29 protein-coding genes and 1 pseudogene are annotated in these 22,382 nt (G+C 47.7%); 20 read left to right on the forward strand and 10 right to left on the reverse strand.

Translation table 11 applies throughout. The features are described from left to right. The first annotated feature begins 8 nt into the window (after positions 1-8). From ABIE48_RS04190 to ABIE48_RS04250, 13 genes are all read left to right on the forward strand, one after another. Positions 9-410 (forward strand): phage tail fiber protein, encoded by a 402-nt coding sequence (locus tag ABIE48_RS04190; protein WP_192716575.1) that lies wholly within the window; start codon positions 9-11, stop codon positions 408-410. Positions 411-424: 14 nt separating this feature from the next. After that, a complete protein-coding gene (locus tag ABIE48_RS04195) occupies positions 425-1,975 on the forward strand; it encodes a hypothetical protein (RefSeq protein ID WP_192716576.1) in 1,551 nt (516 codons plus the stop codon). Between the two features lie 15 nt (positions 1,976-1,990). Beyond that, the gene (locus ABIE48_RS04200) at positions 1,991-2,257 is read left to right on the forward strand and encodes a hypothetical protein (protein ID WP_192716577.1); all 267 of its coding nucleotides are present in this window, start codon (positions 1,991-1,993) and stop codon (positions 2,255-2,257) included. Between the two features lies 1 nt (position 2,258). Continuing rightward, positions 2,259-2,405 (forward strand): hypothetical protein, encoded by a 147-nt coding sequence (locus tag ABIE48_RS04205; RefSeq protein WP_192716578.1) that lies wholly within the window; start codon positions 2,259-2,261, stop codon positions 2,403-2,405. 65 nt (positions 2,406-2,470) lie between these two features. Beyond that, positions 2,471-2,923 carry a phage distal tail protein gene (locus ABIE48_RS04210; RefSeq protein WP_354518354.1) on the forward strand — a complete coding sequence of 151 codons (453 nt, stop codon included), beginning with the start codon at positions 2,471-2,473 and terminating at the stop codon, positions 2,921-2,923. 46 nt (positions 2,924-2,969) lie between these two features. Continuing rightward, entirely contained in the window at positions 2,970-5,060 is a 2,091-nt protein-coding gene (locus ABIE48_RS04215) for a phage tail protein (protein WP_192716580.1), read from the forward strand. A gap of 41 nt (positions 5,061-5,101) precedes the next feature. Further along, on the forward strand, positions 5,102-5,677 hold the full coding sequence (locus ABIE48_RS04220) for a stalk domain-containing protein (RefSeq protein WP_192716581.1): 576 nt from the start codon (positions 5,102-5,104) through the stop codon (positions 5,675-5,677). Between the two features lie 70 nt (positions 5,678-5,747). Next, positions 5,748-5,942, forward strand: coding sequence for a hypothetical protein (locus ABIE48_RS04225; protein WP_192716582.1), 195 nt, complete (start codon positions 5,748-5,750; stop codon positions 5,940-5,942). Between the two features lie 32 nt (positions 5,943-5,974). Then, complete coding sequence (locus ABIE48_RS04230) at positions 5,975-6,352, forward strand: hypothetical protein (protein ID WP_192716583.1); 378 nt, start codon at positions 5,975-5,977, stop codon at positions 6,350-6,352. 26 nt (positions 6,353-6,378) lie between these two features. Then, positions 6,379-6,639 carry a phage holin family protein gene (locus tag ABIE48_RS04235; protein WP_354518356.1) on the forward strand — a complete coding sequence of 87 codons (261 nt, stop codon included), beginning with the start codon at positions 6,379-6,381 and terminating at the stop codon, positions 6,637-6,639. Between the two features lie 6 nt (positions 6,640-6,645). Further along, positions 6,646-7,446 (forward strand): N-acetylmuramoyl-L-alanine amidase, encoded by an 801-nt coding sequence (locus tag ABIE48_RS04240; RefSeq protein ID WP_192716585.1) that lies wholly within the window; start codon positions 6,646-6,648, stop codon positions 7,444-7,446. A gap of 129 nt (positions 7,447-7,575) precedes the next feature. After that, complete coding sequence (locus ABIE48_RS04245; protein WP_354518358.1) at positions 7,576-8,217, forward strand: DUF3800 domain-containing protein; 642 nt, start codon at positions 7,576-7,578, stop codon at positions 8,215-8,217. A 498-nt stretch (positions 8,218-8,715) separates the two neighbouring features. After that, a complete protein-coding gene (locus tag ABIE48_RS04250; RefSeq protein ID WP_354518360.1) occupies positions 8,716-8,916 on the forward strand; it encodes a hypothetical protein in 201 nt (66 codons plus the stop codon). A 105-nt stretch (positions 8,917-9,021) separates the two neighbouring features. Here ABIE48_RS04250 and ABIE48_RS04255 read toward each other — a convergent pair whose 3' ends face one another. From ABIE48_RS04255 to ABIE48_RS04270, 4 genes are all read right to left on the reverse strand, one after another. Continuing rightward, positions 9,022-10,017 (reverse strand): phosphotransferase enzyme family protein, encoded by a 996-nt coding sequence (locus ABIE48_RS04255; RefSeq protein WP_192716587.1) that lies wholly within the window; start codon positions 10,015-10,017, stop codon positions 9,022-9,024. A gap of 321 nt (positions 10,018-10,338) precedes the next feature. Then, a complete protein-coding gene (locus tag ABIE48_RS04260) occupies positions 10,339-10,803 on the reverse strand; it encodes a hypothetical protein (RefSeq protein ID WP_192716588.1) in 465 nt (154 codons plus the stop codon). A 130-nt stretch (positions 10,804-10,933) separates the two neighbouring features. Beyond that, positions 10,934-11,791, reverse strand: coding sequence for an ATP-dependent DNA ligase (locus ABIE48_RS04265; protein ID WP_192716589.1), 858 nt, complete (start codon positions 11,789-11,791; stop codon positions 10,934-10,936). A 248-nt stretch (positions 11,792-12,039) separates the two neighbouring features. After that, the gene (locus ABIE48_RS04270) at positions 12,040-12,165 is read right to left on the reverse strand and encodes a hypothetical protein (protein WP_354518363.1); all 126 of its coding nucleotides are present in this window, start codon (positions 12,163-12,165) and stop codon (positions 12,040-12,042) included. Positions 12,166-12,301: 136 nt separating this feature from the next. On the opposite strand from ABIE48_RS04270, the gene ABIE48_RS04275 reads away from it, so the two are divergent. The 5 genes and pseudogenes from ABIE48_RS04275 to ABIE48_RS04295 all read left to right on the forward strand — a co-directional run bounded on the left by ABIE48_RS04275 (position 12,302) and on the right by ABIE48_RS04295 (position 14,597). After that, entirely contained in the window at positions 12,302-12,523 is a 222-nt protein-coding gene (locus ABIE48_RS04275) for a helix-turn-helix domain-containing protein (RefSeq protein WP_192716590.1), read from the forward strand. Between the two features lie 85 nt (positions 12,524-12,608). Beyond that, complete coding sequence (locus tag ABIE48_RS04280) at positions 12,609-12,887, forward strand: LexA family transcriptional regulator (protein WP_192716591.1); 279 nt, start codon at positions 12,609-12,611, stop codon at positions 12,885-12,887. Positions 12,888-12,901: 14 nt separating this feature from the next. Further along, positions 12,902-13,237 carry a YolD-like family protein gene (locus tag ABIE48_RS04285; protein WP_354518365.1) on the forward strand — a complete coding sequence of 112 codons (336 nt, stop codon included), beginning with the start codon at positions 12,902-12,904 and terminating at the stop codon, positions 13,235-13,237. Positions 13,238-13,403: 166 nt separating this feature from the next. After that, a pseudogene (locus ABIE48_RS04290) lies at positions 13,404-13,787 on the forward strand (manganese catalase family protein); the annotation flags it as partial. Between the two features lie 123 nt (positions 13,788-13,910). After that, complete coding sequence (locus ABIE48_RS04295; protein WP_145025294.1) at positions 13,911-14,597, forward strand: HAD family hydrolase; 687 nt, start codon at positions 13,911-13,913, stop codon at positions 14,595-14,597. Positions 14,598-14,659: 62 nt separating this feature from the next. On the opposite strand, the gene ABIE48_RS04300 is transcribed toward ABIE48_RS04295, so the two are convergent. From ABIE48_RS04300 to ABIE48_RS04325, 6 genes are read right to left on the reverse strand one after another with little or no spacing between them, the layout of a single operon-like run. Beyond that, complete coding sequence (locus ABIE48_RS04300; RefSeq protein WP_145025292.1) at positions 14,660-15,820, reverse strand: YheC/YheD family endospore coat-associated protein; 1,161 nt, start codon at positions 15,818-15,820, stop codon at positions 14,660-14,662. Next, positions 15,802-16,323 carry a GNAT family N-acetyltransferase gene (locus ABIE48_RS04305; RefSeq protein WP_089545810.1) on the reverse strand — a complete coding sequence of 174 codons (522 nt, stop codon included), beginning with the start codon at positions 16,321-16,323 and terminating at the stop codon, positions 15,802-15,804. The genes ABIE48_RS04300 and ABIE48_RS04305 overlap by 19 nt, the downstream gene beginning before the upstream one ends. 22 nt (positions 16,324-16,345) lie before the next feature. Continuing rightward, positions 16,346-17,452, reverse strand: coding sequence for a YheC/YheD family endospore coat-associated protein (locus ABIE48_RS04310; RefSeq protein WP_145026353.1), 1,107 nt, complete (start codon positions 17,450-17,452; stop codon positions 16,346-16,348). A gap of 2 nt (positions 17,453-17,454) precedes the next feature. Further along, complete coding sequence (locus ABIE48_RS04315; protein ID WP_076170481.1) at positions 17,455-18,831, reverse strand: YheC/YheD family endospore coat-associated protein; 1,377 nt, start codon at positions 18,829-18,831, stop codon at positions 17,455-17,457. Beyond that, positions 18,831-19,952, reverse strand: coding sequence for a YheC/YheD family endospore coat-associated protein (locus tag ABIE48_RS04320; RefSeq protein ID WP_145025285.1), 1,122 nt, complete (start codon positions 19,950-19,952; stop codon positions 18,831-18,833). Before ABIE48_RS04320 ends, ABIE48_RS04315 begins: the two co-directional genes overlap by 1 nt. 11 nt (positions 19,953-19,963) lie before the next feature. After that, the gene (locus ABIE48_RS04325) at positions 19,964-21,331 is read right to left on the reverse strand and encodes a YheC/YheD family endospore coat-associated protein (RefSeq protein WP_145025283.1); all 1,368 of its coding nucleotides are present in this window, start codon (positions 21,329-21,331) and stop codon (positions 19,964-19,966) included. 291 nt (positions 21,332-21,622) lie between these two features. Here ABIE48_RS04325 and ABIE48_RS04330 point away from each other — a divergent pair, with 291 nt between their 5' ends. Both ABIE48_RS04330 and ABIE48_RS04335 read left to right on the forward strand, forming a co-directional pair. Beyond that, complete coding sequence (locus ABIE48_RS04330; protein ID WP_089545814.1) at positions 21,623-21,970, forward strand: YlbF/YmcA family competence regulator; 348 nt, start codon at positions 21,623-21,625, stop codon at positions 21,968-21,970. Positions 21,971-22,054: 84 nt separating this feature from the next. Continuing rightward, a complete protein-coding gene (locus ABIE48_RS04335; protein ID WP_076170477.1) occupies positions 22,055-22,342 on the forward strand; it encodes a hypothetical protein in 288 nt (95 codons plus the stop codon). Positions 22,343-22,382 lie beyond the last annotated feature (40 nt).

Below are 22,382 nucleotides of genomic sequence, written 5' to 3' on the forward strand. Positions count from 1 at the left end.
GAACTTCAATGCAAATATCAAATTGGCTATCTGAACAAATTCTAAATGCGGTTCTTTGCAAAAAGCCATTTACACCGCCTGATATCGTTTATCTGGCACTCTACACGAGTGATCCCACGGCCGCGGATACTGGGCAGGAGGTAACGGGAGGCGGTTATGCACGGCAACCGATTCCGTTTGCGCTTGCCGAGCTTGAAAGTGGCAAGACAACAAGCAAAAACGCCGCGGATGTAGAATTTCCGACTGTCACTGCGGATTGGGGGCTTGTTACCCACGTGGCTCTGCGTACAGCGGCTACAGGTGGGAATTTATTGTGGTCCAAACCTTTGGGTGAGAATGCCCGTACGGTCCAAGTTGGAGATAAACCAAAGTTCTATAAAGACAGCACGCTCGTCCGATTCAACCAGTAGAGGAGGTCCTTTAATTGGCACAAACACCAATGTACGCAGCCATGGCAAATAGCCCGGGTACGGAACTATCCGCAGATATCAGCGCTTCAGATACAGAGATTTCCGTATTGGATGCAAGTAAACTGCCAGCAGCCCCTAACCTGTTTACGGTGGGGAACGACGAAACAGCAGAGACTATTCTGTATTCTGGCAAGAGCGGAAATAAACTGACTGGATGTACGCGTGGGTTCAACGGGACTGCGGCGAAAGGATGGTCTACTGGCGCGAAGGTGGCTCGGAACTTTACGGGGTATGACCATGATACATTTATTGCGAACATTGAAGACTTGGATGGACGCGTAACGACAGCTCAAGCAACGGCAGACACAGCGGAAACGCCGGAGGGAGCACAAGAAAAAGCAGATACGGCAGAGGCGAACGCTGTTAACGAAGCCAAAGCATATGCTGACAATAATTTTTTTAAAAAGAGCACTTTAACAGCCCCAAATCTGATCAAAAACTCAGGTGCATTGTTTGACTTTAATAATTGGAAAAAGACTTCCGATTTAGGCGGCGGCTGGAGAACAGGCACTTCAGATATAGGGAAATTTTTCTATACCGACGGTGCTATCGCATCAGGGTCATATGCGATTTTGGACAGTGATCCTATACGTGTAGGATCCAGTACTTATACGTATTCTGTTTCTTTCTATACAACAGGAACAAATACGGGATCGTTGTTCACAGAGATTAAAGACGCAGCAAATGTCAATGGGGAAGCTATTGCATCAATTGGGGCAGACCTGAATAAATCGTGGCACCGTAAGACGGTAACTTTCACAGTTCCTTCAAGCGTAGCTTCTATCGTCGTTCGGATAGTTGTATCTAATGTATCAGCTGGTGCGACCAGAGCTGTCAGCCGTATGAAGATTTCGGCCGGTGACCAAGAGACGCAGTACACAACGGAATATGATGAACTTGCGCTTTTTCAATATGTCAGTAATGGGAAAAACGCTATCGCTTCCGCCATTACTGACAAAGGTGTCCCGGCTTCAGGGAGCGATACATTCCCAGTTTTAGCGGATAAGATTGAGCAGATACCAAACGGAGTGTCTCTGAATATCCAAAGAGGGCAATTAACAATGGGGGCATCAGAATCACAGGTATCCGCAATATTTTCTGCCGTTGATGTTACTAAATCCATCGTTAGAATGATGGTTTTAGGGACGGAATCTATATTCAGAAACGCCCACATTTCCGCAAGAATTGATTCTGCTATAAGCGCAGTCTTTCGAAGGAATTTCACGGGAAGTTTTGATAATTATATTTTCTACGAAATAATTGAATTTGAAAATGCAAAAAGCATCCAAAAAGGTAGCGGAACCTTCCAGGGTGGTAACGCGGCTATATACTTCACTGCTGTCGATCCAGCTAAATCATTAATATTCTATACTTATCGTACAAATGATGGTTCCCAATTAACTTTTGCTAGTGGATACAATTTTGCTAGCCCAACGCAAGCTAACCTAAGAATGGATGTTAACGGGACGAATAACTTCGAGTGGTATTTGGTAGAGTTTCAATAAAAAAGGAGGATGAAAATGGTAATTTTAGCGGAACTAAACGCAAATAATGTTTGCATCGGTGTAAAAATGGTAAATGAAATGATTGATGATGGAAGACATATCGAAATCGAAAATATGGATTTCGATTTTTATTCGTACAAGAAGTACGAAGATGGTAAATGGTCTGACGAAAAATTCATGCCAGACTATGCACAGATAGAGCTAGATCGTATGGAAAAAATGGAAAAATCGCAAGCCGATCAGGACGAACTTATCATGCAAATCATGTTAGGAGGCGCTTAATGTGAGCGATGCAGTATATAACCTTTTCCTTCGTAACTGGATTAACAACCGCGCTACTGAAGAACAAATTGACCGTGCAGTAGAAAAAAAACTAATCACAGAGGGAGAAGCGGAAACCATTAAGGCTACTGAACGGAGTGCCGAATAATGTTCAGCGGACCTTTTAATCGATTACCATTTAACCGTACCCTAAACTTAGAGGTCGTATTTTCTGTGACGTTTGAATCTGAGACCGATTTGGATTCGCAAATGAGCTTGGAAATGTCTATGGCTGCTGCCTTTGAGATGGAAACGGAATTGGCAGCAGATATGACACGGGAAATCCCGTTTGGCTCAATCTTTGAATCATCCACCGAGATCGTGACGGCCATGGTCCGCGAACGTCAGTTTAAAGCTCCATTTGAATCATCGACTGAATTTAGCACAAACCTTTCTCTTTACCATGTAGACGAAATCGAATTTATCGGTGAATTTAGGCCCGGGGACCGGATCGTTATCGACTCGAGTAAATTCAAGATTACACAGAACGGCGTCAATGCTTCACACCTCTATGAAGGGGATTTCTTTGCCTTAAACCTGGGCACCAACAATCTGACCTATACCGACCCCGAGACGGGGCGGCAGGTCTTGATCCGGATTACGCACCGGGATAAATACTTGTATTGAATGGTGGTGATAAGGATTGAGGACCCTACAGACGTTTGATAAGAATATGGTGAGGATTGGCACGCTTTTGGATGCCACCGACGTTCAGAGAAGAAGACGGCTCAATTCCGATTATGAGCTGTCTTTTTTGGTTCCCATGACCAGCGATGACTACCGGGAGAAAATTCAAATTAAGGGCCACGTTCAAGACGAACGCGGCCAGTTTTATGTGATCAATACCCGGCAGCGCGTCAGGGATGGGAAGAAGTTAACCGCACAGATCACCGCAACGCACATCATGTTCAAGATGAATGACTTCAAGATCCCGTATAACGACTACATCGAGGAGATGTATGGCGTGCCGATCGTGAGCATGCTGGACCGGATATCAGCGGCGACGGGAGGGAAATACACCTTCGTTGTCCACGACACATTCGATCTCCGGGATGTAAAGGACTTTGGCCGGACGACGGCACTGGCCGCCCTGAATCAGATTGTAGGACTGTATGGATGCGAGATTGAGCCGGACAACTTTACGATTCATGTCCATAAACAGCTTGGAGCCGATAGAGGGTTTCAGTACCGGATTCAAAAGAATATCGTATCCAGCCATTTTAAGGATGAGGGCGCCAACCTCGTCACCCGGATGTATGCCCAAATGAAGGATGGTCGGACGTGGATCGGGCAGGACGCCACGAACCTGATGAACGAAGAATTAAGCCTGCTGCAGGCTATCCCGGGTGCGATTCAAAACGGAAAGATCATGGTCAATTATTTGATCTCTCCGTTTGCCCAGTACTGGGCGAACAGCACGAATACCTTTTATGATGGTGAGCTCATCGACCAGAATATCGAGGACCCGATCGAGCTCTTAAAGGCGACCCGGGAGGCACTTCGGAAAAGCGAGGTGCCCGAACTGGATATCTCGGTCAATGCTGCTGACATCCATAAGATCGATTCGTCAGAGCAGGTCCCGGGTATGGGGGATACGGTTCATCTAATCGACCCGGACATGGATATGATAAATATTACGGCACGGATCACCGATATGACCGAGTATCCCTTCGCGCAGGACAAGCATACGCAGGTCACCTTGGCGAATTACGTACTGCGAGACTACGTGGATATCATTGCTGATTTGGAGCGCTCAAAAACGATTCTGGACGGTCTGCTGAGCGGCGGGAGGATTCGCACGGAAGCCTTTGAAACATTCGCCAAACAGGCGATTACGGATATCAACAACTCCAAAACAGAACTGATCTATCCACCTGAGGGTGGCATTCTTGCACAGGAGAAAGGCAATAAGCTGAATCAGGTCCGATTGACGGCTGCCGGTCTGGGGATTTCAACGGATGGATGGAAAACCGTGAGGTCCGCCGTCACAGCTCGCGGCGTGGTTGCTGAGACCATTGTCGGTCAGTTCGGTAATTTCGTTTCGCTGCTGATCGGTTACGGGAACAATGTGACCCAGATCAATCAGAACGGGATTGCAGCCGGCCATGCGAATTTTAATAGTGCTCCTTTCCAGGTCGCCATGAATGGAGATGTCATAGCCCGGTCCATCAAGTTGACGGGACAGATTGATAATTCCACGATGCTGAGCTCTCTAATTCAGGCTAGCAGGATCGTAGGCAATGAGATCGAGGGCGGGACCATTACGGGCGCCCTAATTCGAACGGCAGCCAGTGGACGAAGGATCGAGCATGATGCCAGCGGCTTCAGGACCTATGACAGCAGCGGAAGGAACCGGATTAACATCAATACCGGGAATGATAATGGCGTGTCGGCGATTTCGTTCTTTGGGACAGGCGGAGGATTCGCCGGGGAGATTAATTCGTATCAGTCGCTGAATCAGTTAAACATCATATCGGATTCATTGTTTCTAGGTTCAAATAACACCGCAAATCCGATTAGTATGAATGGGGCAACTAGATTCAATGGTCTGGTTACATTCAATTCTGGTATTAGTGGAATTACCATTGATAATATTAGTGGGTTATCTTCGCGGTTGAATGACTTACAAACGCAGATAACCACATTGTCGCAGTTATTTTACAACCATACCCATAATGTGAATATCGGCACGCATAATCATGGCAACCCGCAAAACCAAAATTGGCCGGCGAACGGCGGTAACTTCACAACTTCAACCCCGTAATGTTATCATGAGGATAATTTTGACAACGGAGGTGAGAAGTTATGAAAAAGTGGACTTATTTACTTAGTGGCGTCGTTATCGGTGCAATTATCGCTACTTCCAGCAGTGCTTTTGCTGACCAGGTAAAAAGTCTGGTTGGTAAAAAGGTTACTGGTGAATATACGGTTATTGTGGATGGAAAAACTTTGAGCGATAAAGGCGCGGTAATAGACAGCAAAGCGAATGCTCCGGTACGCGCCTTGTCGGAAGCTTTGGGAGCTGATGTACAAGTGTCAGGTAAAACAATCTCAATTACTACAGCGGATTCTGAAGCACTAGCTGATTCCAGTAGCAAAAGCAATACTGGAAGTTCAGCCAGTAGCACTCAAAACCCGTACATCGGTAGTACGAAAGAAAGTTTGCTGAAGGCGAAAGAAAGTTACGAGAAAAACATCTTGGCACCAACTAAGGAAAGCAAAAAGCGGCAAGAGGAGATGCTTTCACTTGCCCAAGCTGCCAAGGATGATAAGGCAATAGCAAACATTCAGGCTGAAATCGCCCTTCTGGATGCCGACATCGTGAAATACACCAAAGAAGTTGAACAGATCGACGAAGCCCTTGCTGCGCTGGAAAAATAGAATATTTCAAACCATTTGGAGGTCTCGCCTATGGCGAGGCCTTTTTGATTTCACTGAAGGAGGTTATCCCTTGAAGGCAACGCCTAAGTACGAACTGTTGGTCGACGTGTCCAAACCGGTAGAAGAAATCGCTGAGTTTATATCACTCATGCTGCAATTGCATCCAGGCCAAAAACTCGAAATTCTCGAGCAGGTGGACGAGCAAGTCGGCATGGCATTATCCGATTTAGAAGTACAGCAGAAGACAGAGAAAAACGAAACCTAGAAAAAGCCAAGCCTTCAAAGGGGGAATTAGGGGTGGACGACTTTAAAGGGGTGGGTGAAATGGAAGAATATCCGAAGGCTTTGGTCGATATTCAGGTGCAGCTCGGGAGGATTGAAAAAACTCTTGAAGCCGTGCCGGCCTTGGCCGCCACGCTGGAGTCAACCAAAGAATTGGCGCGTAACGCTGACCAATCTGCGAAATCCGCGCATCATCGGCTCGATATGCTTCAGACGGCCAAAGAAACAGCAGATGAAGCGCTGCGGACAGCTCAACAAGCCATCGCTGAGCAAAAGTCGCAGAAAGAGGACCAGAAGTGGTTTAAGCGCACTTTCTATGGTGCGATTATTACCGGCATCGCCGGCGGAATCGTTGCTGCTGTCTGGGCTGCGGTTAAACTTGCAGGATCATAAAAAATATGGGAAGAGGTTGATGGACTATGGATTGGAATATGATTTGGCAATTGATAGACCCTAAGCTGCTCATTGTAGTGGCCGTGTGCTGGGTGATTGGGTATGTGTTGAAGCAGACACCATGGGTACCTAATTGGAGTATCGTTTATATTGTACTGATTTTGGCTGTTGTGCTCACGGTCTGGATGCTGGGCTGGACCTCTGAGGCGGTCATACAGGGTATCCTCGCCGGTGCCTTTGCTGTGTTTGGCCATCAGGTTGTGAAGCAGGCCCAGATTGGACGCTGATAAGGAATGAAAAAAGTATGGATTGATGCAGGGCATGGCGGTAAGGATCCGGGTGCATCTGCTAACGGATTGAAAGAAAAGAACGTTGTACTTGAGGTATCGCTTGCAATCAAAAGGCAATTGGAATCTGAATATGAGGGCGTTCAAGTCATTTTATCCCGTAGTACAGATGTGTTCCTAGAATTGAAGGACCGAACCGATAAGGCAAATGCAGCCGGTGCAGATATCCTTGTGAGCATCCATTGTAACGCTGGTGGAGGCTCTGGTGGCTTTGAGACATACCGGTATACTTCGGCGTCAGTTGCTTCAGTTACCTTTCAAAACTTATTACACACAGAAATCATGTCACGGCTTAAACCATTTGGTGTCATCGATCGCAACCAAAAGGCTGCAAACCTCCACATGTGCCGTGAGAGCAAAATGCCGGCAGTATTGACGGAAAACCTCTTTATCGATGTGGCAACCGATGCAGCCAGACTTAAACGTCAGGAAATCACTAACGCCTTGATCGATGGTCATGTTGCCGGGATCGCTAAATATCTGGAACTCGAGCGAATAGAGGAGAAGCCAGTGAAACAGGAACGTGATATTAACCAAGTAAGTGATTGGGCTACTGATGCATGGGAAGCGATGACTCAAAACGGCTATGTTGACGGAACGCGGCCAGGAGATACCATGACGCGGGAAGAGGGAGCAGTCATTTTCAACCGGTTGCGGGCAAATTTGCTGAAATTGATAGCCGGAAACACGCAGGATATCAAGTCATTGGATGACCGCATGAAGTTAATAGAAAAGGGCAAAATCTAATGGCAGAAAACAAGTGATTTTTTAATCTCAACTTATTTAATTGGTGGAATATTTACAAAGCTAACCATTCAATTTAAAATATTAATATAGTGTATGGAATCGGTAAATAACCACGCTGGTTTGTTACTAGTGTGGTTATTTTTACGTAGTTCTGTATTATTTTTGGTAAACAGGCGGGTGGTTTCTCTGTATATATATTTAGATGACTCAGGTAATATCGATAGCAATAATGGTAAACTTTACGTATGGGCTGGTTTCTCTATAAAGTCCGGGTACAGAAGGCTAGAAAGGGATTTAGATGAGATTTTTAAAAAATTCCCTAACTCTAAGGGTTACAACGAGAAAAAGGCACTTGATGCAACTTTTGAAGAAATCAAGGAAGTCTTTGATTGTTTAATGTCTTTTGGCTCACTGAGAATTTGCTATGTTGTTGTCGATAAAAGAATGATTACTACAAATCAAAAGTCATTTAATGCTGCCCTATCAAGAAGTAAAGAACAAAGCGAGAATTACTTTCTTAGTAAAGTTATAAAAAGGTTGGCTTATCCATATCAGGATTCAACCTCTAATACAGCTATAATAACAATAGATGGCTCCCCTTTACGAAGTGGTGAATCGCCTTTAAGATTACACGAATACTTATCTTTAAGAATCAATTTACCTGAGTGGAATACAAATTATAGTTGGACTATAATTTCAAAATCAACTATGACAGTTCCCCAAACAATAGATTACTTCAAGCAGCAGATTTTATTGCAAATACTGTTCTAGAATATTATAAGAATGTGCATTATGCAGATGGATTTGATCACAGAAATGTATATAAGTTTATGTCACTCTATCTTTTATTAAAACCGAAAATTATACATAGATTACAAAGGTTCCCGGATACTACTGTTTTTTGATGTTTAATTTTTCCGCTAATTTGTGTATAATATTAGTGCATCAGATCATAAACTAAGAGTGCAGGTAAAAACCAGTTGAGTATGAGTGGAGCACTTAATGCTACTGGCCTTTAAGGTCTCATCTCTAGGGTACTGCGATCAACGTGAATTTTTAAAATTATTTAAAGGTAGGTCCGGAACTAAAGTGTTGGATAGCTCACTATCCTGTGGTATCTAAGTACCCACTTTAGTTAGGCGCTTTAAATAATGAATAAGGCCCAGTTGGGAGACTGGGTCTTATTTTTGTTGCCAGTTATTCAAAGCTAGTCGTTTTTTACCACTTCCTTTAGAAATATGGTAAAATTACGGGAAGAGGTGAAACTTTATGAAAAGCAATAGATTTATGAAGCCCCTGACTTCCCCGATCCATTTCCATACAGCAATGATAGAGCAAATCCCTGTGGCCGTCTTTAGCGACCAAGAAATGATCGGCAGCGGGAAAATCGTTGAAATTACAGACTTCGCAGTGAAAATCGGTGACGAATTCTTCGTGCGCGAAGCCTGCACGTTTAAATATGCGGTCTAAACTAATACCCACTGACTAAACCCATAGATAATTTACCCTGACCTTAGCTTAAAAGGAGCAGCTGCCACCGGCAATTGCTCCTTTTTATTGAACTAACGTTTCCCGCTAGTTTAACAGATTATTTATGCTTAACATCCCTTCACTGGTCAATAACCATTCAATGTAAGGTTTCTGTGTTTTCATTTGTTGTTGTAACTCCAGAACTGGGTCTGAGACGAACGAAGAAGTGCATAAAAAAAATAGACTAGCCCTTGCAACAGCAACAGGCAACATTTCAATTTCAACCGACGTTAATGGGGCGTAACCATTTAAAAAGCTCCGTCCTAATTCTTTATAATTTTCTGATTCCCGAATAGCCCAAAGAAAATATGCAATATCATGAATACGTTCACCTTTTTGGAGAAAGTCAAAATCTAGGATAAACTTGATTTTTGAATTCTCATCGAATAAAACATTCCATGGATGCCAGTCGGCGTGTATGATTGTTTTTATTAATTCATCCTCATTCGGTAACCAATATTCCATAACTTTTTGATGTAGGTATAACACATCCTTTATCAAGGAAGATTCATGAACATGGCTTTGTTCAAGTTTCAATTTGTCCATACCTTCTTGAAGTATGGCATGAGATGGATAGTTTGACCAATATGGAACAGGTACATCTTCTTCCTCCATTAAAACATCATGGAATTTTCTCAACATTTTACCACATTGATAAACTTGTTCCTTTGAGTGTCTATATGGTATTCCTTGAATGAATGGAGTAACTTGAACAAAACGGGTGTGCAGTAATAAGTAATTATCGTTTGTATGTGTATATAACGGAGTTAATGCAGGAATCCCACGTTCAGTTAACTTTTTTAGCAATACTGCTTCAGCATCGATATGATTTCGGCGGCTTAATCCAGAATGTACGCGTATTACGTATTGTCCTGATTTTGTGATGATTTTTAAATTAACATTGTATAACCCACCTAATTCACCGTCTATACTTACCAGTTCACCAATTTCAAAAGCATTACAGATTTTTTGAATTTCAGACAAGTTGGGTATATATCGTGCAATTGGATTTGTAGTTAATGCATCAATTATTTTATCCACTGTTTTCCTCCTTCCTCATAAAGTTCTTCTTCATGAAGTAATAAATTCCTTTACGCTAAACTGCCGTTAGTTGAATAAACCCAGCCGGTCAAAGTGATCGGCTGGCTTCTTGTCTTTATTGAACTATCGTTTCCCGTTAGCTTAATGAATTTTTGCATGGGTACCCAGTTGGGCGGTAATCGGAACAAGTTCTTGTCCCTCGACAGCCGCCATTGTATCCTGAAGATAAATTTAATCTTTTATAGATTGTGGCCTTAAGTAAAACATGAAAGCGAAGAAGGAGCCATTGTCGAAAAACAACGGCTCCTTCTTTATGACTTACTATTTTGATAAACTTGATGGAACATCATCATCAGCCAGGTTTTCATTTGTTTCATTTATAAGTAACGAACTGGGATACAATTTCGCAAATGTTGATTCATCTACTTTTAAAAAAAACTCGCCTTCAATAATTAGTTGATTCGTATTAGGTCCGATTTGGTCTAACTTTCTTGCTATCTCAGATTCCTTAAAGATACTTTGTTCATTTGCTCGCACGAACATGCCATAAGGTGTATATAGTTGACTAAAATACATTTTAGCGAGTCTTGATTCTACGGATTCTGCGACTTCTACTGAATCTACGGATTTCACGTTATTTGTTGAAAAATTAGCTTTAACAAGATTTTCCTCTGTCTTATTTACGGTTACCATTTCTGGATAGGAGTCTTCTTTTGAATTGGATATTAATGCCACTACTGAAATGATAGTTACTGCAAAGGCTATTAAGTATATTTTTTTTAACATATTTCCTCACCCTTTCTATACCAACAATTATTTCATGCTTTAAAACATTCCCCATAAATTACCATTATCCTGCCCGTTAGCTTAACGAAAAATGGAGCAGTTGCCAACGGCAAACTGCTCCTTTGCTGGGTTAAACTATAAACCGCGTGAACACTGGACTGCGCAGCAACCCTGCCTTGGTCCAGTTCCTCATTTTTACCTCGGCCCGGATCAGCGGTTCCAGGTAAACAAAGTTCTTGTCCTCACCTGAAATAATTCCTCTACTAACCCCATAGAAAGCTTTCTTTTCCTTCGGTCCCGGTCCGTGCTCAATGATCCCAGTTGGCCGAAGCTTTCCGGATCCATCCAGGACAGCCGTGAGCCATCCGAACTCATCTTTGCGATACCCTGTGATAATTACCTCAGCATACGACCAGTTAATAACCTTTTGCCATGCTTCAGACCGGCGGCTGACGTACTGGCTATTTTTTCGTTTGCCAACCATGCCCTCCATACTCCAGGCTCTGACCTGCTCGAAAAGCTCCTCGCCGGCGCCTTCAATAAAGGGAACCACGCCGAAAGATGGGCTCGGCAATGTCAGACTGCTGAGAATTGCCTTGCGTTCCGTCAGCGGCAGCTTGCGGAGGTCGCGCCCTTTATATTGCAGAATATCAAAGACGACGAACGTGACCGGAAGGGTTCGCTGCAAACGATCGATTTTGTCTGCGTTCTTGGCCTGGAACCGAGTCATGACTGCCTCAAAATCCGATATACCGGTGGCTGGATCGACGCATGCAATCTCCCCGTCCAATATAATATCGTCTTCGAAGGGAAAATGTAGTTCCGGGTACTGCCGGGTGCAGTCGTTATTGTGCCGGGTATACAGCCGAATCACTCCGGACTCCTGCGAGAAAACCAGCCGGTGCCCGTCGATCTTTGGTTCAAATATATAATCCGAATGTGAAAACGGACCAATCGCCGTTTCCAGTAACATCGGGCTGATAAACATAAAACCACCTCTATGCCGATTATAGCGTTAGGTAATTGCAAGTTGAGGCGGTAAGTGTTGGTAATACTAGCCCCGGCGATTACGAAGTACCATTATAAGGACGAGTATCGACGATATGAGGGCCGCGATAACAACGACCCAAGTGACCACGTTTAACATTCGAATCCCTCCCGTTTATTTTGGTTTACGCGTGTGATAAGATTGGGAATGAGAGGCTGGTGTGCGAGACCAACCTCTCCGGAACCTTTCTAACGTTTGCGCCGGACGCGCCGTTTAGGGGTTCCTTTTTTCTTCTCCTCACAGGTTTTCATGTACAGGATGAATGCTGTGACCATTTGAATGATTGCTGTGAAGAGTGTTACCCAATCTTTCATTGTCTTGTCCACCTCCTTTCTATAATTAATTATACAACATTTAACGTTGAATATCAACTATAAAAGTTGATTTATTTTGATTATACCGTTGATTTTTAACGTTTTAAGTTGTATATTTTGGTTGGAGGTGATTGTGATGCTCAGGTTGAAGCTTCGGGAAGTCATGTTCGAAAAGAGATGGAATGCTAAACAGCTATCCGATGCCACGGAGATTCGCTGGAATACAATAGATGACATGATGGAGAACCGATCCAAAAGGTGGACGGTAGAGAATTTGGAAAAAATAATGGAAGTCCTGGAACTCAAGGACGTTTCTGAATTGATTGAATATGTTGACGAAAAGGCCACCGAGGCATAACCGCCAGGTGTCTTTTTTTTACATTGATTTACGAACGAATGTTTGGGTATAATACAGGAACAGATGTTTGCAAGGAGGGGTTTGAATGCTTGCGGATTCTGAACGAAAACTGTTGCGAATCCTCAGTAATTATCTGACCCGGCACAATAAAATGCCGACCATAGATCAGCTTGAAACTATGGCCGGCAAGCGCAAGGATCAAATTATTCAGTCACTGAGAGAGCTAGAAAAACAGCAGTATATCCGTTGGGAAAACAAGTCGTCGGTGGAATACGTTGTGATTTTGGAGGCGTGGGAGAGAGGGACGGCTCCTACCAAGAGCCCTAACATTAGCCGCGGGGCCAATTACTGGACCATGTATTGAGGAGGGAAATAACCTTGAGCAAGAAGCTAACCGATAACGGATTGTTTGACAGTTCACGGATGATGTTGCCGCAGCATAAGAGCGAGATTCTAGCCCATCAAATGGGGCTGAAGAGTGAAACGAAGCCGATCATAGACGAGCAGGAGTGGCAGCTGATCGGGCAGGCTCTCCAAAATTCATTTAACGACCATGTCAAAGTGACCCTGACCGTTTTTGACCCATTCAATACCCGAGACCTCGCAGGATTCGTGACGGTCATAAATACTTTCCGCAAAGAAATAAAACTTTCGATAACCCAAGATGAATGGGAATGGATTAAATTCGGCGATATCATCGCAGCCAGTACATAAAGCAAAAGGACTTCCGGTACTATCGGAGGTCCTTTTTTTATTACCAAATATCCGTTTGCGAATGATTTTCAAACAATGAATATTGGTCAATGCAGCCTACGAATGAATATGTTATATAATAGGTAGAAAAACGTCCGGGATACCTAATTGATAACTACAGTGTGCAGAAGAATTTGCCCACCTGGAAATGATTGCTACCATGGTTTATAAATTGACAAAAGATGCGACGCCGGATCAGCTGAAAGCGGCCGGACTCGCAGATCACTATGTCAGTCATGACAAAGCTTTGTTTTACCAAAATGCAGCCGGAGTCCCATGGACGGCGGCGTACATTCAGGCCAAAGGCGATCCGCTCGCCGATTTGTATGAGGACATCGCCGCAGAAGAAAAGGCCAGGGCTACATACCAGTGGCTGATTGACATGACGGACGACGTCGACCTGCAGGATGGACTGAAGTTCCTACGGGAGCGGGAAATCGTCCATTCGACCCGGTTCAGGGAGGCCGTGGAGATCATTAAAGATGACCGGGGTAAAAAACGGTTCTTCTAAAAGTTAACCTTTTTTACGAACGACCGAAGTTTACAAGGCTTGGCACTTCCCTTATCATAGGCATGTAATTGGGTGATACTGAGTATTACGCATTAAAGCAGGCAATGAAAGGGAAGATAACCGATGGACAAAGAGAAGACATTGAACAAGCCGCAGGCGATATTATTCGACATGGACGGCACGCTGTTCAAAACCGAATCGCTGCTGCTGCCGGCCCATCAGCGGTTGTTCGACAAGCTGCGGGAGGAGGGGCTGTATACTGCACCGACACCCCCGGCGGAACGGATGATGGGCAGTCTCGGGATGCTGCTGGAAGACATTTGGAAAGTGGTTATGCCGGACGGCAGCGAACGTGCCCATGCGCGTGCTAACGAGCTCCTTCTCCAGCTGGAATTGGAGGGGCTCAAGGCAGGGAACACCGAGCTCTATCCCGGCGTGAAGGAAACGCTGGCACGTTTGAAGGAGCAGGGCGTGCGCCTGTATGTAGCAAGCAACGGGCTGGAGCATTACGTAAAGGGGATCGCGGAGGCCCACGGCATTCTGGACCTTTTTGACGGCCTGTACAGTGCCGGGGAGCACGGAACCAAATCAAAGGTGCATCTGGTGGAATTATTGCTTCAGCGCGAAGGCGTAAGCACGGCCTGGATGGTGGGCGACCGATCTTCGGATGTGGAAGCCGGCCGGAAGAACGGCCTCGCCGTCATCGGATGCCAATACGCCGGGTTTGGAAACCCTGATGAACTGGCAGGGTCCGACGTCCTCATCAGCTCGTTCGACGAACTTCTGGGGCTGTATGCCTCATCGGTGTAAATCGGTGATGAGCCGCCTTTGAAGGCAATCATCATAGCTGCATATAAAGAAAACAAACCGCGCTAGAGCTGCGGTTTGTTTTCTTTTGTTTCACCTGTATCTGCTGTATTTGCTTTATTTGCGGTTTCCGTCTTCTGCTTGTAAACCCACAGGGCGTATTCCAACGGTCTGGTGATGGCCGTGCGGTACAGTTCGGGCTCGCCGATCTGGGAGAAGACTTCCCTCGCGGGCTTGGGATTGACTTCGAGCAGGTAAATCCGGCCTTTCCGGTTGATGGCGAGATCGAGCGCCAGCTCGCACAACGGTCCGTACTGGTTCTCCAGATAAGAGGCGATGTCCACGCCCATCTTGCCTGCCGTCGAGATCACCTCCTGCCGCTGCTCCTCGTCTGTGATCCAAGAAGACAGCATTTGATGGGCGGGAACGGCTCTTCCGCCGCCGTGCAGGTTGGAGGTGACGCTTCGCGGCGCCCCCACCCGGCCGGCAATGCCGGTCAGCTGCCAATGCCCCTCCTTGTTTTTCTGCACCAGCATCCGGTAGTCATGAACCCGGCCGTCGGGAAGCTCCACGGCGATGCCTTCCTGGATCAAATACCGGTCCTTCATATTCCAGCCGCTCAGAATGGCGCCGAGCCGTGAAGCGTGGATTTTTTGCGGAGAGATGATTTTCCGCTGCTGATTCCGTCCTTGAATGTAGTACTGGGAAGCAGCCTTCAATTTTTCAATCCGTAAAATACCCCGCCCGCCGGTTCCGTTGATCGGTTTTAGAAACACGACAGACCTGTTCTTCAGCATTTGGTGGACGTCTGTCAGTCCGTGATACAGGCGCGTTTCCGGCAGAAACTTCCGGAATTCCACCTTTTTGGACAGCACCTCGTGAATGGTCCATTTGTTGCGGAGCGGTTTGTTCAGAAACAGCATCTTGCTGTACCGGCTCCGGAACTGCAGAAGCTGGGCAAAGCGGGGGCTCTTCTGGATGCGGCACCGGTCGTAAATCATATCCGGGAAGTTTCTCCATCGCCGGGTCCACTTCTTTTGCTTTGCGTCGTATTCCATGGCAAAGATTTTTTTCTTGCTGTCGCTGACGTCCATCGGGGTAAACACAAATACGTCAAGTCCCAGCTTGCCGCCTTCAACGATCATTTTCTGATAGATCGGTTTTTCCTCCAAATGCTTATGCTCGTTCAGATACAGCGTCAAGATGCCTAACACGGGTAGCGGCACAGGGGATCACCTTCTTGGGTCAGAGTAATGGATGCACCATCCGGATCTCCACACGGCCCCTCCATGACCAGGGCGGGCTCTCCGGCAGCCCCCTGGTGGACGGCGACGGCGTGAAGTCCGGCGCGAAAGCACATTTTAACAAAAGGAAGCCGGCTCAGAAGAGCCTCGCATCGCATGGTGCCTAACTGCCGCAGCTGCGAGGCCAGAAGGGAGGTGCCGATCCCTCTTCCGCGGTACAGCGGATGGACGACGACGAGACACCCCTCGGTCCCGTAGCCCGATACAAAGCTGACACCGGCCAGACGTTCCCCGTCTTCGCACCGGACGGTTGCGGCCATAAGCGAGGTTCCCGGCGCAGCGAGCTGCTCCGCCGTCAATCGGGCAAGAAGAATGAACTCCGCGCGCGCCGCCTGATTTCCGCCGTGTTCAAACACAAATTTGAGAATTTTGGCGTGCTGGCGCAGCCAATCTTCACGGGTCGGGGTTATCGTTAAGATCTGCACCTGTCAATCACTTCCCTTGCAATTACATTTTAGGTTGATTGGAGAGATATTCGCTGTATTGGAAAATTCGCTTGAGAGACCGCTTCCGGATATGCGGTTCATCGAATTTCATCGGCTTGGCGTTTGCCTCAAAGAACCAGATATTTCCTAACTCGTCAATCCCGAGGTCCATCGACATCTCTCCATGTTCGTAGCCGGAAGCCTTCTCAATCTGGCGGGCGATGATGATCGCCGTCGTTCGGACGCGGTTCAGAATCACGGCCGACATCTCGGATCCGAATACATCGGACAGGAGCTTGCTGGGATCCTCGATCGTGCCGCCTCTCGGCACATGGGTCGTAATGCTCTTAGAACCCGCCATTCTGGCTCCGACACCGGTAACGCTCCATAAGCCTTTGTTGTTTTTTTGCAGCAGCGCCCTTAGGTCAAAGTGCCGGTTGTTGACGGATGCGAGCTCGATGCCCTGCTGAATAATATAGCGTGCGCTGCCGGTTTCGCTTTTGATCCGTGCCCAGAGGCGGTACAGATTCCGCGTTTTGTACGTGGTGCTGGATCGGTGGTGCTGAACTTTGAGCCGGTAGGGAAGCAGTTTGTCCTTCTGGTATCTCAGCATCATAATGCCTTTTCCGGCTTTTCCGCTTTCGGGCTTGAGGTAGAGGCAGGGATAACGCTCAAGCATTTTCTGCAGCGTGCTCACGCTTGTAAAGCGTTTGGTTTTCGGTACCAGATGCTCCGTCGCTTTGGAGCTTCTGAGCCATTCGAACAGATGCCATTTGTTAAAAAAGTGCGGATTGAACAGCGAAATGGATGGATGTTTCATGCATTCCTTGATTTTCTGGCGCACAGCGGGCCGGAGTTCGTCTTCACGCTGCGGAATCCGGTTATAGATGACCTGGGGCAGCGGAAAATACTGCTGTTCCCAGGTCTCCTCATCATTCAGCGTAAATCCCTTGATCCGATCCTCCGTCAGCTTCAGATCTTTAGCTGTGACTACATAGACAGGAAATCCCATTTTCTGTCCTGTCTTGACAATATCTTCAAAATTCTGTTGATTTCCCCGGAAATAACCGTGGGAATCCGACATGGTCAGGATGGCCACTACGGGTTTGTTGTCGGTATGACTCCGGATGTTCACTCCACATCCCTCCTGCGGAACTTGCTCAAATACAGGCAGTGTTCAAGAATATGCTCTACGGATGCCTTGCCTTCCGCCTTGAGGGAAGGATGGCTGAAAATGGAACGGCCCGGCTTGGCGTTCGCTTCAAACATCCATACTTTCTCGTCTTGGTCGATACCCAGGTCAAAACCGATTTCTCCAAGGAGGTGCTGGTGATGGAACTCAATCGCTTCGGCCAGGGTAATCGCGACTTTTTTGGCGTTTTGCAGCACTTCGTCGGATCTGTCGCCAAAGGTCCGGCTCAATGCCTGTTCAGGAGTAAGGAGGGAGCCGCCATTCTTCAGGTGGGTCGTTACGCTGCCGCGGCCAGCCTTTTTGGCGCCGACACCGACAACAACCCATTTGTTGCTGCCGTTCTTATGCATGTGGAAGCGGAAGTCAATCGGGCAGTTGTCGATTTCGACCAGCCGGATTCCCTGCTGAATGACATACGTTTCCAGGGTCCGACCATGTCTGGATTTAAGCATCCGCATTAAGCTGTTGAAGTTGCTGAAACGAAGCAGGACGTTGCCGCCTCCCTTGCGGTAACGGGCGAAATATCCCCTTTTCGGGAGGTAAGTCAAACGATAGATGCCTTTACCCAAGCTTCCTGCGGAAGGCTTATAGTACAGAAACTGATGCCTTTCAAGCATATCCTTGATCCGTTCCGGGGAAGGGTTGATATGGGATTCGGGCACGTACCGGTTCACCGTGTTGTCGTCTTCAAGCAGGCGGTAGATGTCGGATTTGTTGAAGAAGCTCCAGTTAAAAAACGGGATTCTCTTGCGTGTAAGCCGCTCTCTGAGCTGATTGATGGAAGAGGAGGTTTCCGCTTTCCGGCTCGGGAGGCGGTTGTAGACGACATCGGGCAGCGGAACGGTTTTACGGTAAAAGGTGCCGTTGTCGTTCAGAAAATAGCCCCGGACCGTCTCTTGCTGCCAGTTGATGTCCTTGGGCGTAAAGGCGAAAATATACGACTTCCTTTTCCCCTCGCGGAGAAGCTGTTTGATAAAATTCGTCCGGGAAGCGAACGGCTGCGATGGCGACGTGCTGGGTCCATCCGAGAGCACGCCGATCAGAGGACCGAGCTGGACTTCGTCCTCCTGGAGGTTTCTCAGCATGACCCCGCCGGCGTTTGGAACGTGGATGCCGCTTCGGACACCGGAGCTGAGGAACAGATGCTTACCCGTCTTTTTTATGGGCTTAACGGTTGCGTTAACCATGTCTTTTCCCAGACGGAGCTGAATATTCTTTTTGCCGGACAGCTTGAGGCTTTTCATCAGCGAATTCGAAATGTAGACGACTTTCTCGGGCTGCTGCGAAAAATGAACATTACAAAATGTCAAACTCATCAATTTACCCTCCTAAGTTGTCGAAGCAATAAATAGCGGGCATAACGGAGCGGATTTTCCGTAGCGAGAACATCGCTGCCTGGTTCCCCAATGTGCCGGAAGGAGGTGCGCCCCGGTTTGGAATTGACTTCAAGCAGCCAGATTCTCCCTTTCGTATCAATGCCAAAATCGATACCCAGTTCTCCGAGCCGGCCATAACGGCTTTCCAGAATCGGCGGAATCTTCTCCGACAGATTATGAAGACGATCCCTTATGTGTTCTGCCCGGTCAGCCCCGAATTGTTCGGTCAGAAAAGGCAGGACAGACAGAGGTTTTCCTCCGCCGTGAAGGTTTGAGGTAATGCTGTCCGGGTTGCCCAGGCGCAGCGCCATGCCGGTATGCATCCACGAACCCGTTTCATTTTTTTGCATCAGCACTCTTACGTCAAAAGGGGCGCCGTCTGCGCTGTACAAATGCAGGAAGGGCTGAATCAGGTACGAACGGTCCCCGGTAAACCGCCGGATCCATGCCAGGCCCAAGCGCGTATCGTCGAAACGCTTCACAAACGGCAGGTTGCTTGCGCTTCTTCCCCGGATCGTCAGAGATCCGTCTGCGGCATGGCGCGTGACGCGAAGCGTATTTTTTCCCTGGGATCCGCTCATCGGCTTCATGAACAGCTCGCCGTCATATTTCTCCAAGGAGCGCAGCAATTGGCTGCTCCCGCGATAGACGGCAGTCGGGGGAAGAAACGGCAGCAGGCCGGGCTCCTTCCGGAGCACTTGGTCCACATGCCCTTTCCCGGGAAGTCCTCGAGACCACAGGATCCACCTATTCCCTGCAGGGGCGTCCGCCAACAGCCTCGCCGCTGCCCGGTATTCGCTGCCTCGCTGCGGAAAACAGCGGTCGTAGACGATATCCGGAAAGGGGACCGTGGCAGCGTGCCACTCCCCATTGCTGAAAATATATCCCTGGATGCTCTCCTGTCCCTTCGGCACGCCGTCAGGGCAAAAAACGACAACCTGAATACCGTATTTCCTGCCGGCCACAGCCAATCGGCGGGCGTATCCTTCTCCCGAGAAGGGAGGGGAGCCCGGTGTAGAGGAACTTAGGATCCCAATGGTTCCGAGTGTGGTTGTTTTCATCGCGTCACCTCCTAAAACCCTGACAAGAAGGCGCAGTATTCCAGCAGGCGTTTGACGGAAGGCCTTATTTTCTGTTCATGGAGTGGCGTATTGTCGTTTTTGGAAGGCTTGGAATTGACCTCGAGCAACCATATTTTACCGGAGGTATCCATAGCCAGGTCGATGCCGAGTTCGCCGAAATGGGCGGGCAGCAGCGCATCCAGGCCTTTGGCGATGTCCAGCGAAGCCCGCTGCAGCTTGGCGTGTGCGGTGCTTTTCACGGCCGACGGGAGGGCGCAGCGGTTCACAGCTTCCGTTACGGTGCTGAGGGTTCCGCCTCTGGCGAGGTTCGAGACAAAATGGTTCCCGCCCGCGATCCGGGCTACGACCGAGGTCACGCTCCATTTGCCGAGCCCGTTCTTTTGGACGAGCGCACGGAAATCGATGGGCCGTTTGCTGTGGTCGATGAGCGTCAAGCCCTGCTGAATTTGGTAGCGGGTGCTTTTCATCTTTCCGGAGACGTTGGTAAATAGTTTGTTAATGTTGGGATAGCTTTGTTTTTTGGGTCCGCCCACTGATGTTGCCAAAGTTTGGTAGGTGCCGTCAGACTGCCTGGAGATCCGGATGATCCCTTTGCCGAGGCTGCCCCGCACCGGTTTCAGAAAAACAACCGGATACTGGGTGCACATCTTCTTCAGGATGGAATAGCCGGTCAGCAGGTGCGATTCAGGCATCAGCCGGGATAAGGAGGAGTCCTGCTTCAGCGTGTCGAACACTTCATTTTTGTCCAAAAACTTTTCGTTGAATATGTGGCTCCCGTAGCGGGATTTTACTTCTTTCATAAAATGCTGTACGCTAGGTTTATTCTCCATTTTGCGTGTCGTCAGGCGGTTATTGATGACATCTGCGATAGGCATCGTTGTCTGGCGCCATCCGCCGTCATAGATCCAGCCCTGTATGCTGCTTGCACTCTCGGTGATGTGATTCGGAGTGAAGAAGTATACGTATGCACCCTGCTTGCGGCAGGCGTTGACGAGTTCCCTGCAGAACATGGAAATGGAACCGAACGGCTTTTCCGGTGTGTCAGGATAATCCCGGCTGATCAGGACACTGATGAGCGGACCCAGCCTGAGCGTTTTGCTGGATGGGCTGTATGCCACTCGGAGCACGGGACGGGACGCTAAGCCCATTTTGCGGGCCAGTGGCTCGCTGATGCGCAGGCCGGAATATTTTGCTGCGGAAATAACGGTGATCTCTTGTCTAAAGGAACCAAAGGACAGCTGCAGAGGCCGGTCGGTGGGAATCTTCCACTGTTTGATCAGTCTCTCGCCGAGCATGACGGTGTTTTCTTTCACAATGCCCGGGCTGAACGTTTGGACCGGTAGCTTTTTTTTGGACATCGTGGATCTCCTTCCAACAACAACTTGATGTCTACAGGGCAGATAAGGAGCATCTGCAATATTGCATGTAATGCATCATATGAGGACATATATCCCTTGGTGATTGACCCACTTTTATAAAAACCGGGATTTCAGCCCTTCATTTTTTCGGAGAAGGTCGGATTGATAAGCTGTGAGCAAAGCAAAGGCTTGCGATTATCGCAGGATTCACTTCCGCGGGAGTCAGCGGTCCGTCTCCCATAAAACACGTCGATTGGTAACTGCCCAAATTTAAGGAGGAAATGACAACCTATGAACATTTATGACAAAGCGCACGATTTGGCCAAAGCCCTAAAGGAAAGCTCGGAGGTCCAGGAAATCAGCTCGGCGATGAGTCTGATTGAAGCGGATCCGGAGAGCAAACAAATGCTTGAGGATTTCCGCCAGCGGCAGATGGAAATTCAGCAGCGGATGATGTCCGGGGATATGCCATCCCAGGAGGAGATGGAGAAGATGGAGAAGCTCTTCGACGTGCTCAGCCTGAACCTGAACATCCGCCGGTTGTTTGAAGCGGAGCGCCGCCTCAGCACGATCATTGAGGACGTGAATAAAATCATTTCGGACAGCCTCCAGCATCTGTACGGGGGACAAAGCCTGTAGGTTGGACAAAACTTTTCTCATATTTTTGCAGACCCCTTCATAGAGTAGAAATATAGAGTTACCAAATGAAGGAGCTGCGATGAGATGAAAAAAAGAAGCAAACTGAAGCATTCCATTTACCTACTTCTCGCTCTGGCGATGCTGGTGTACGCTCTGCCCCGGATCAACTTCAGCGGCGGATGGACCTGGGCTTCCGGGTTCGGAGCGGCCTGGGCCGTGTTTGCCTTCCTGATAATCGGCTCGCACCTGCATTATTTGCTTGGGGTGGACGAAGAGAAGCAAAGAGCGCTGGAGCGCATCCGCAAGGCGAAGCTGCAGCAGTGGCAGCTGAAATGGCCGGAGGAAACACAGCAGCGCCAGGAAAATGTATAAATGCGATAAAAAGCTGTCTTGCGCAATGTTATTGCGTGGA

The sequence above is a fragment of the Paenibacillus sp. OAE614 genome (assembly GCF_040546645.1).
Classification (GTDB): Bacteria; Bacillota; Bacilli; order Paenibacillales; family Paenibacillaceae; genus Paenibacillus_AQ; species Paenibacillus_AQ favisporus.

Coding starts and splice junctions, on each gene's coding strand:
- ABIE48_RS04190 (WP_192716575.1), top strand. CDS start 9: ATGCAAATATCAAATTGGCTATCTGAACAAATTCTAAATGCGGTTCTT.
- ABIE48_RS04200 (WP_192716577.1), top strand. CDS start 1,991: ATGGTAATTTTAGCGGAACTAAACGCAAATAATGTTTGCATCGGTGTA.
- ABIE48_RS04215 (WP_192716580.1), top strand. CDS start 2,970: ATGGTGAGGATTGGCACGCTTTTGGATGCCACCGACGTTCAGAGAAGA.
- ABIE48_RS04220 (WP_192716581.1), top strand. CDS start 5,102: ATGAAAAAGTGGACTTATTTACTTAGTGGCGTCGTTATCGGTGCAATT.
- ABIE48_RS04235 (WP_354518356.1), top strand. CDS start 6,379: ATGGATTGGAATATGATTTGGCAATTGATAGACCCTAAGCTGCTCATT.
- ABIE48_RS04240 (WP_192716585.1), top strand. CDS start 6,646: ATGAAAAAAGTATGGATTGATGCAGGGCATGGCGGTAAGGATCCGGGT.
- ABIE48_RS04250 (WP_354518360.1), top strand. CDS start 8,716: ATGAAAAGCAATAGATTTATGAAGCCCCTGACTTCCCCGATCCATTTC.
- ABIE48_RS04260 (WP_192716588.1), bottom strand. CDS start 10,803: ATGTTAAAAAAAATATACTTAATAGCCTTTGCAGTAACTATCATTTCA.
- ABIE48_RS04265 (WP_192716589.1), bottom strand. CDS start 11,791: ATGTTTATCAGCCCGATGTTACTGGAAACGGCGATTGGTCCGTTTTCA.
- ABIE48_RS04270 (WP_354518363.1), bottom strand. CDS start 12,165: ATGAAAGATTGGGTAACACTCTTCACAGCAATCATTCAAATGGTCACA.
- ABIE48_RS04275 (WP_192716590.1), top strand. CDS start 12,302: ATGCTCAGGTTGAAGCTTCGGGAAGTCATGTTCGAAAAGAGATGGAAT.
- ABIE48_RS04280 (WP_192716591.1), top strand. CDS start 12,609: ATGCTTGCGGATTCTGAACGAAAACTGTTGCGAATCCTCAGTAATTAT.
- ABIE48_RS04295 (WP_145025294.1), top strand. CDS start 13,911: ATGGACAAAGAGAAGACATTGAACAAGCCGCAGGCGATATTATTCGAC.
- ABIE48_RS04315 (WP_076170481.1), bottom strand. CDS start 18,831: ATGAGTTTGACATTTTGTAATGTTCATTTTTCGCAGCAGCCCGAGAAA.
- ABIE48_RS04320 (WP_145025285.1), bottom strand. CDS start 19,952: ATGAAAACAACCACACTCGGAACCATTGGGATCCTAAGTTCCTCTACA.
- ABIE48_RS04325 (WP_145025283.1), bottom strand. CDS start 21,331: ATGTCCAAAAAAAAGCTACCGGTCCAAACGTTCAGCCCGGGCATTGTG.
- ABIE48_RS04330 (WP_089545814.1), top strand. CDS start 21,623: ATGAACATTTATGACAAAGCGCACGATTTGGCCAAAGCCCTAAAGGAA.
- ABIE48_RS04335 (WP_076170477.1), top strand. CDS start 22,055: ATGAAAAAAAGAAGCAAACTGAAGCATTCCATTTACCTACTTCTCGCT.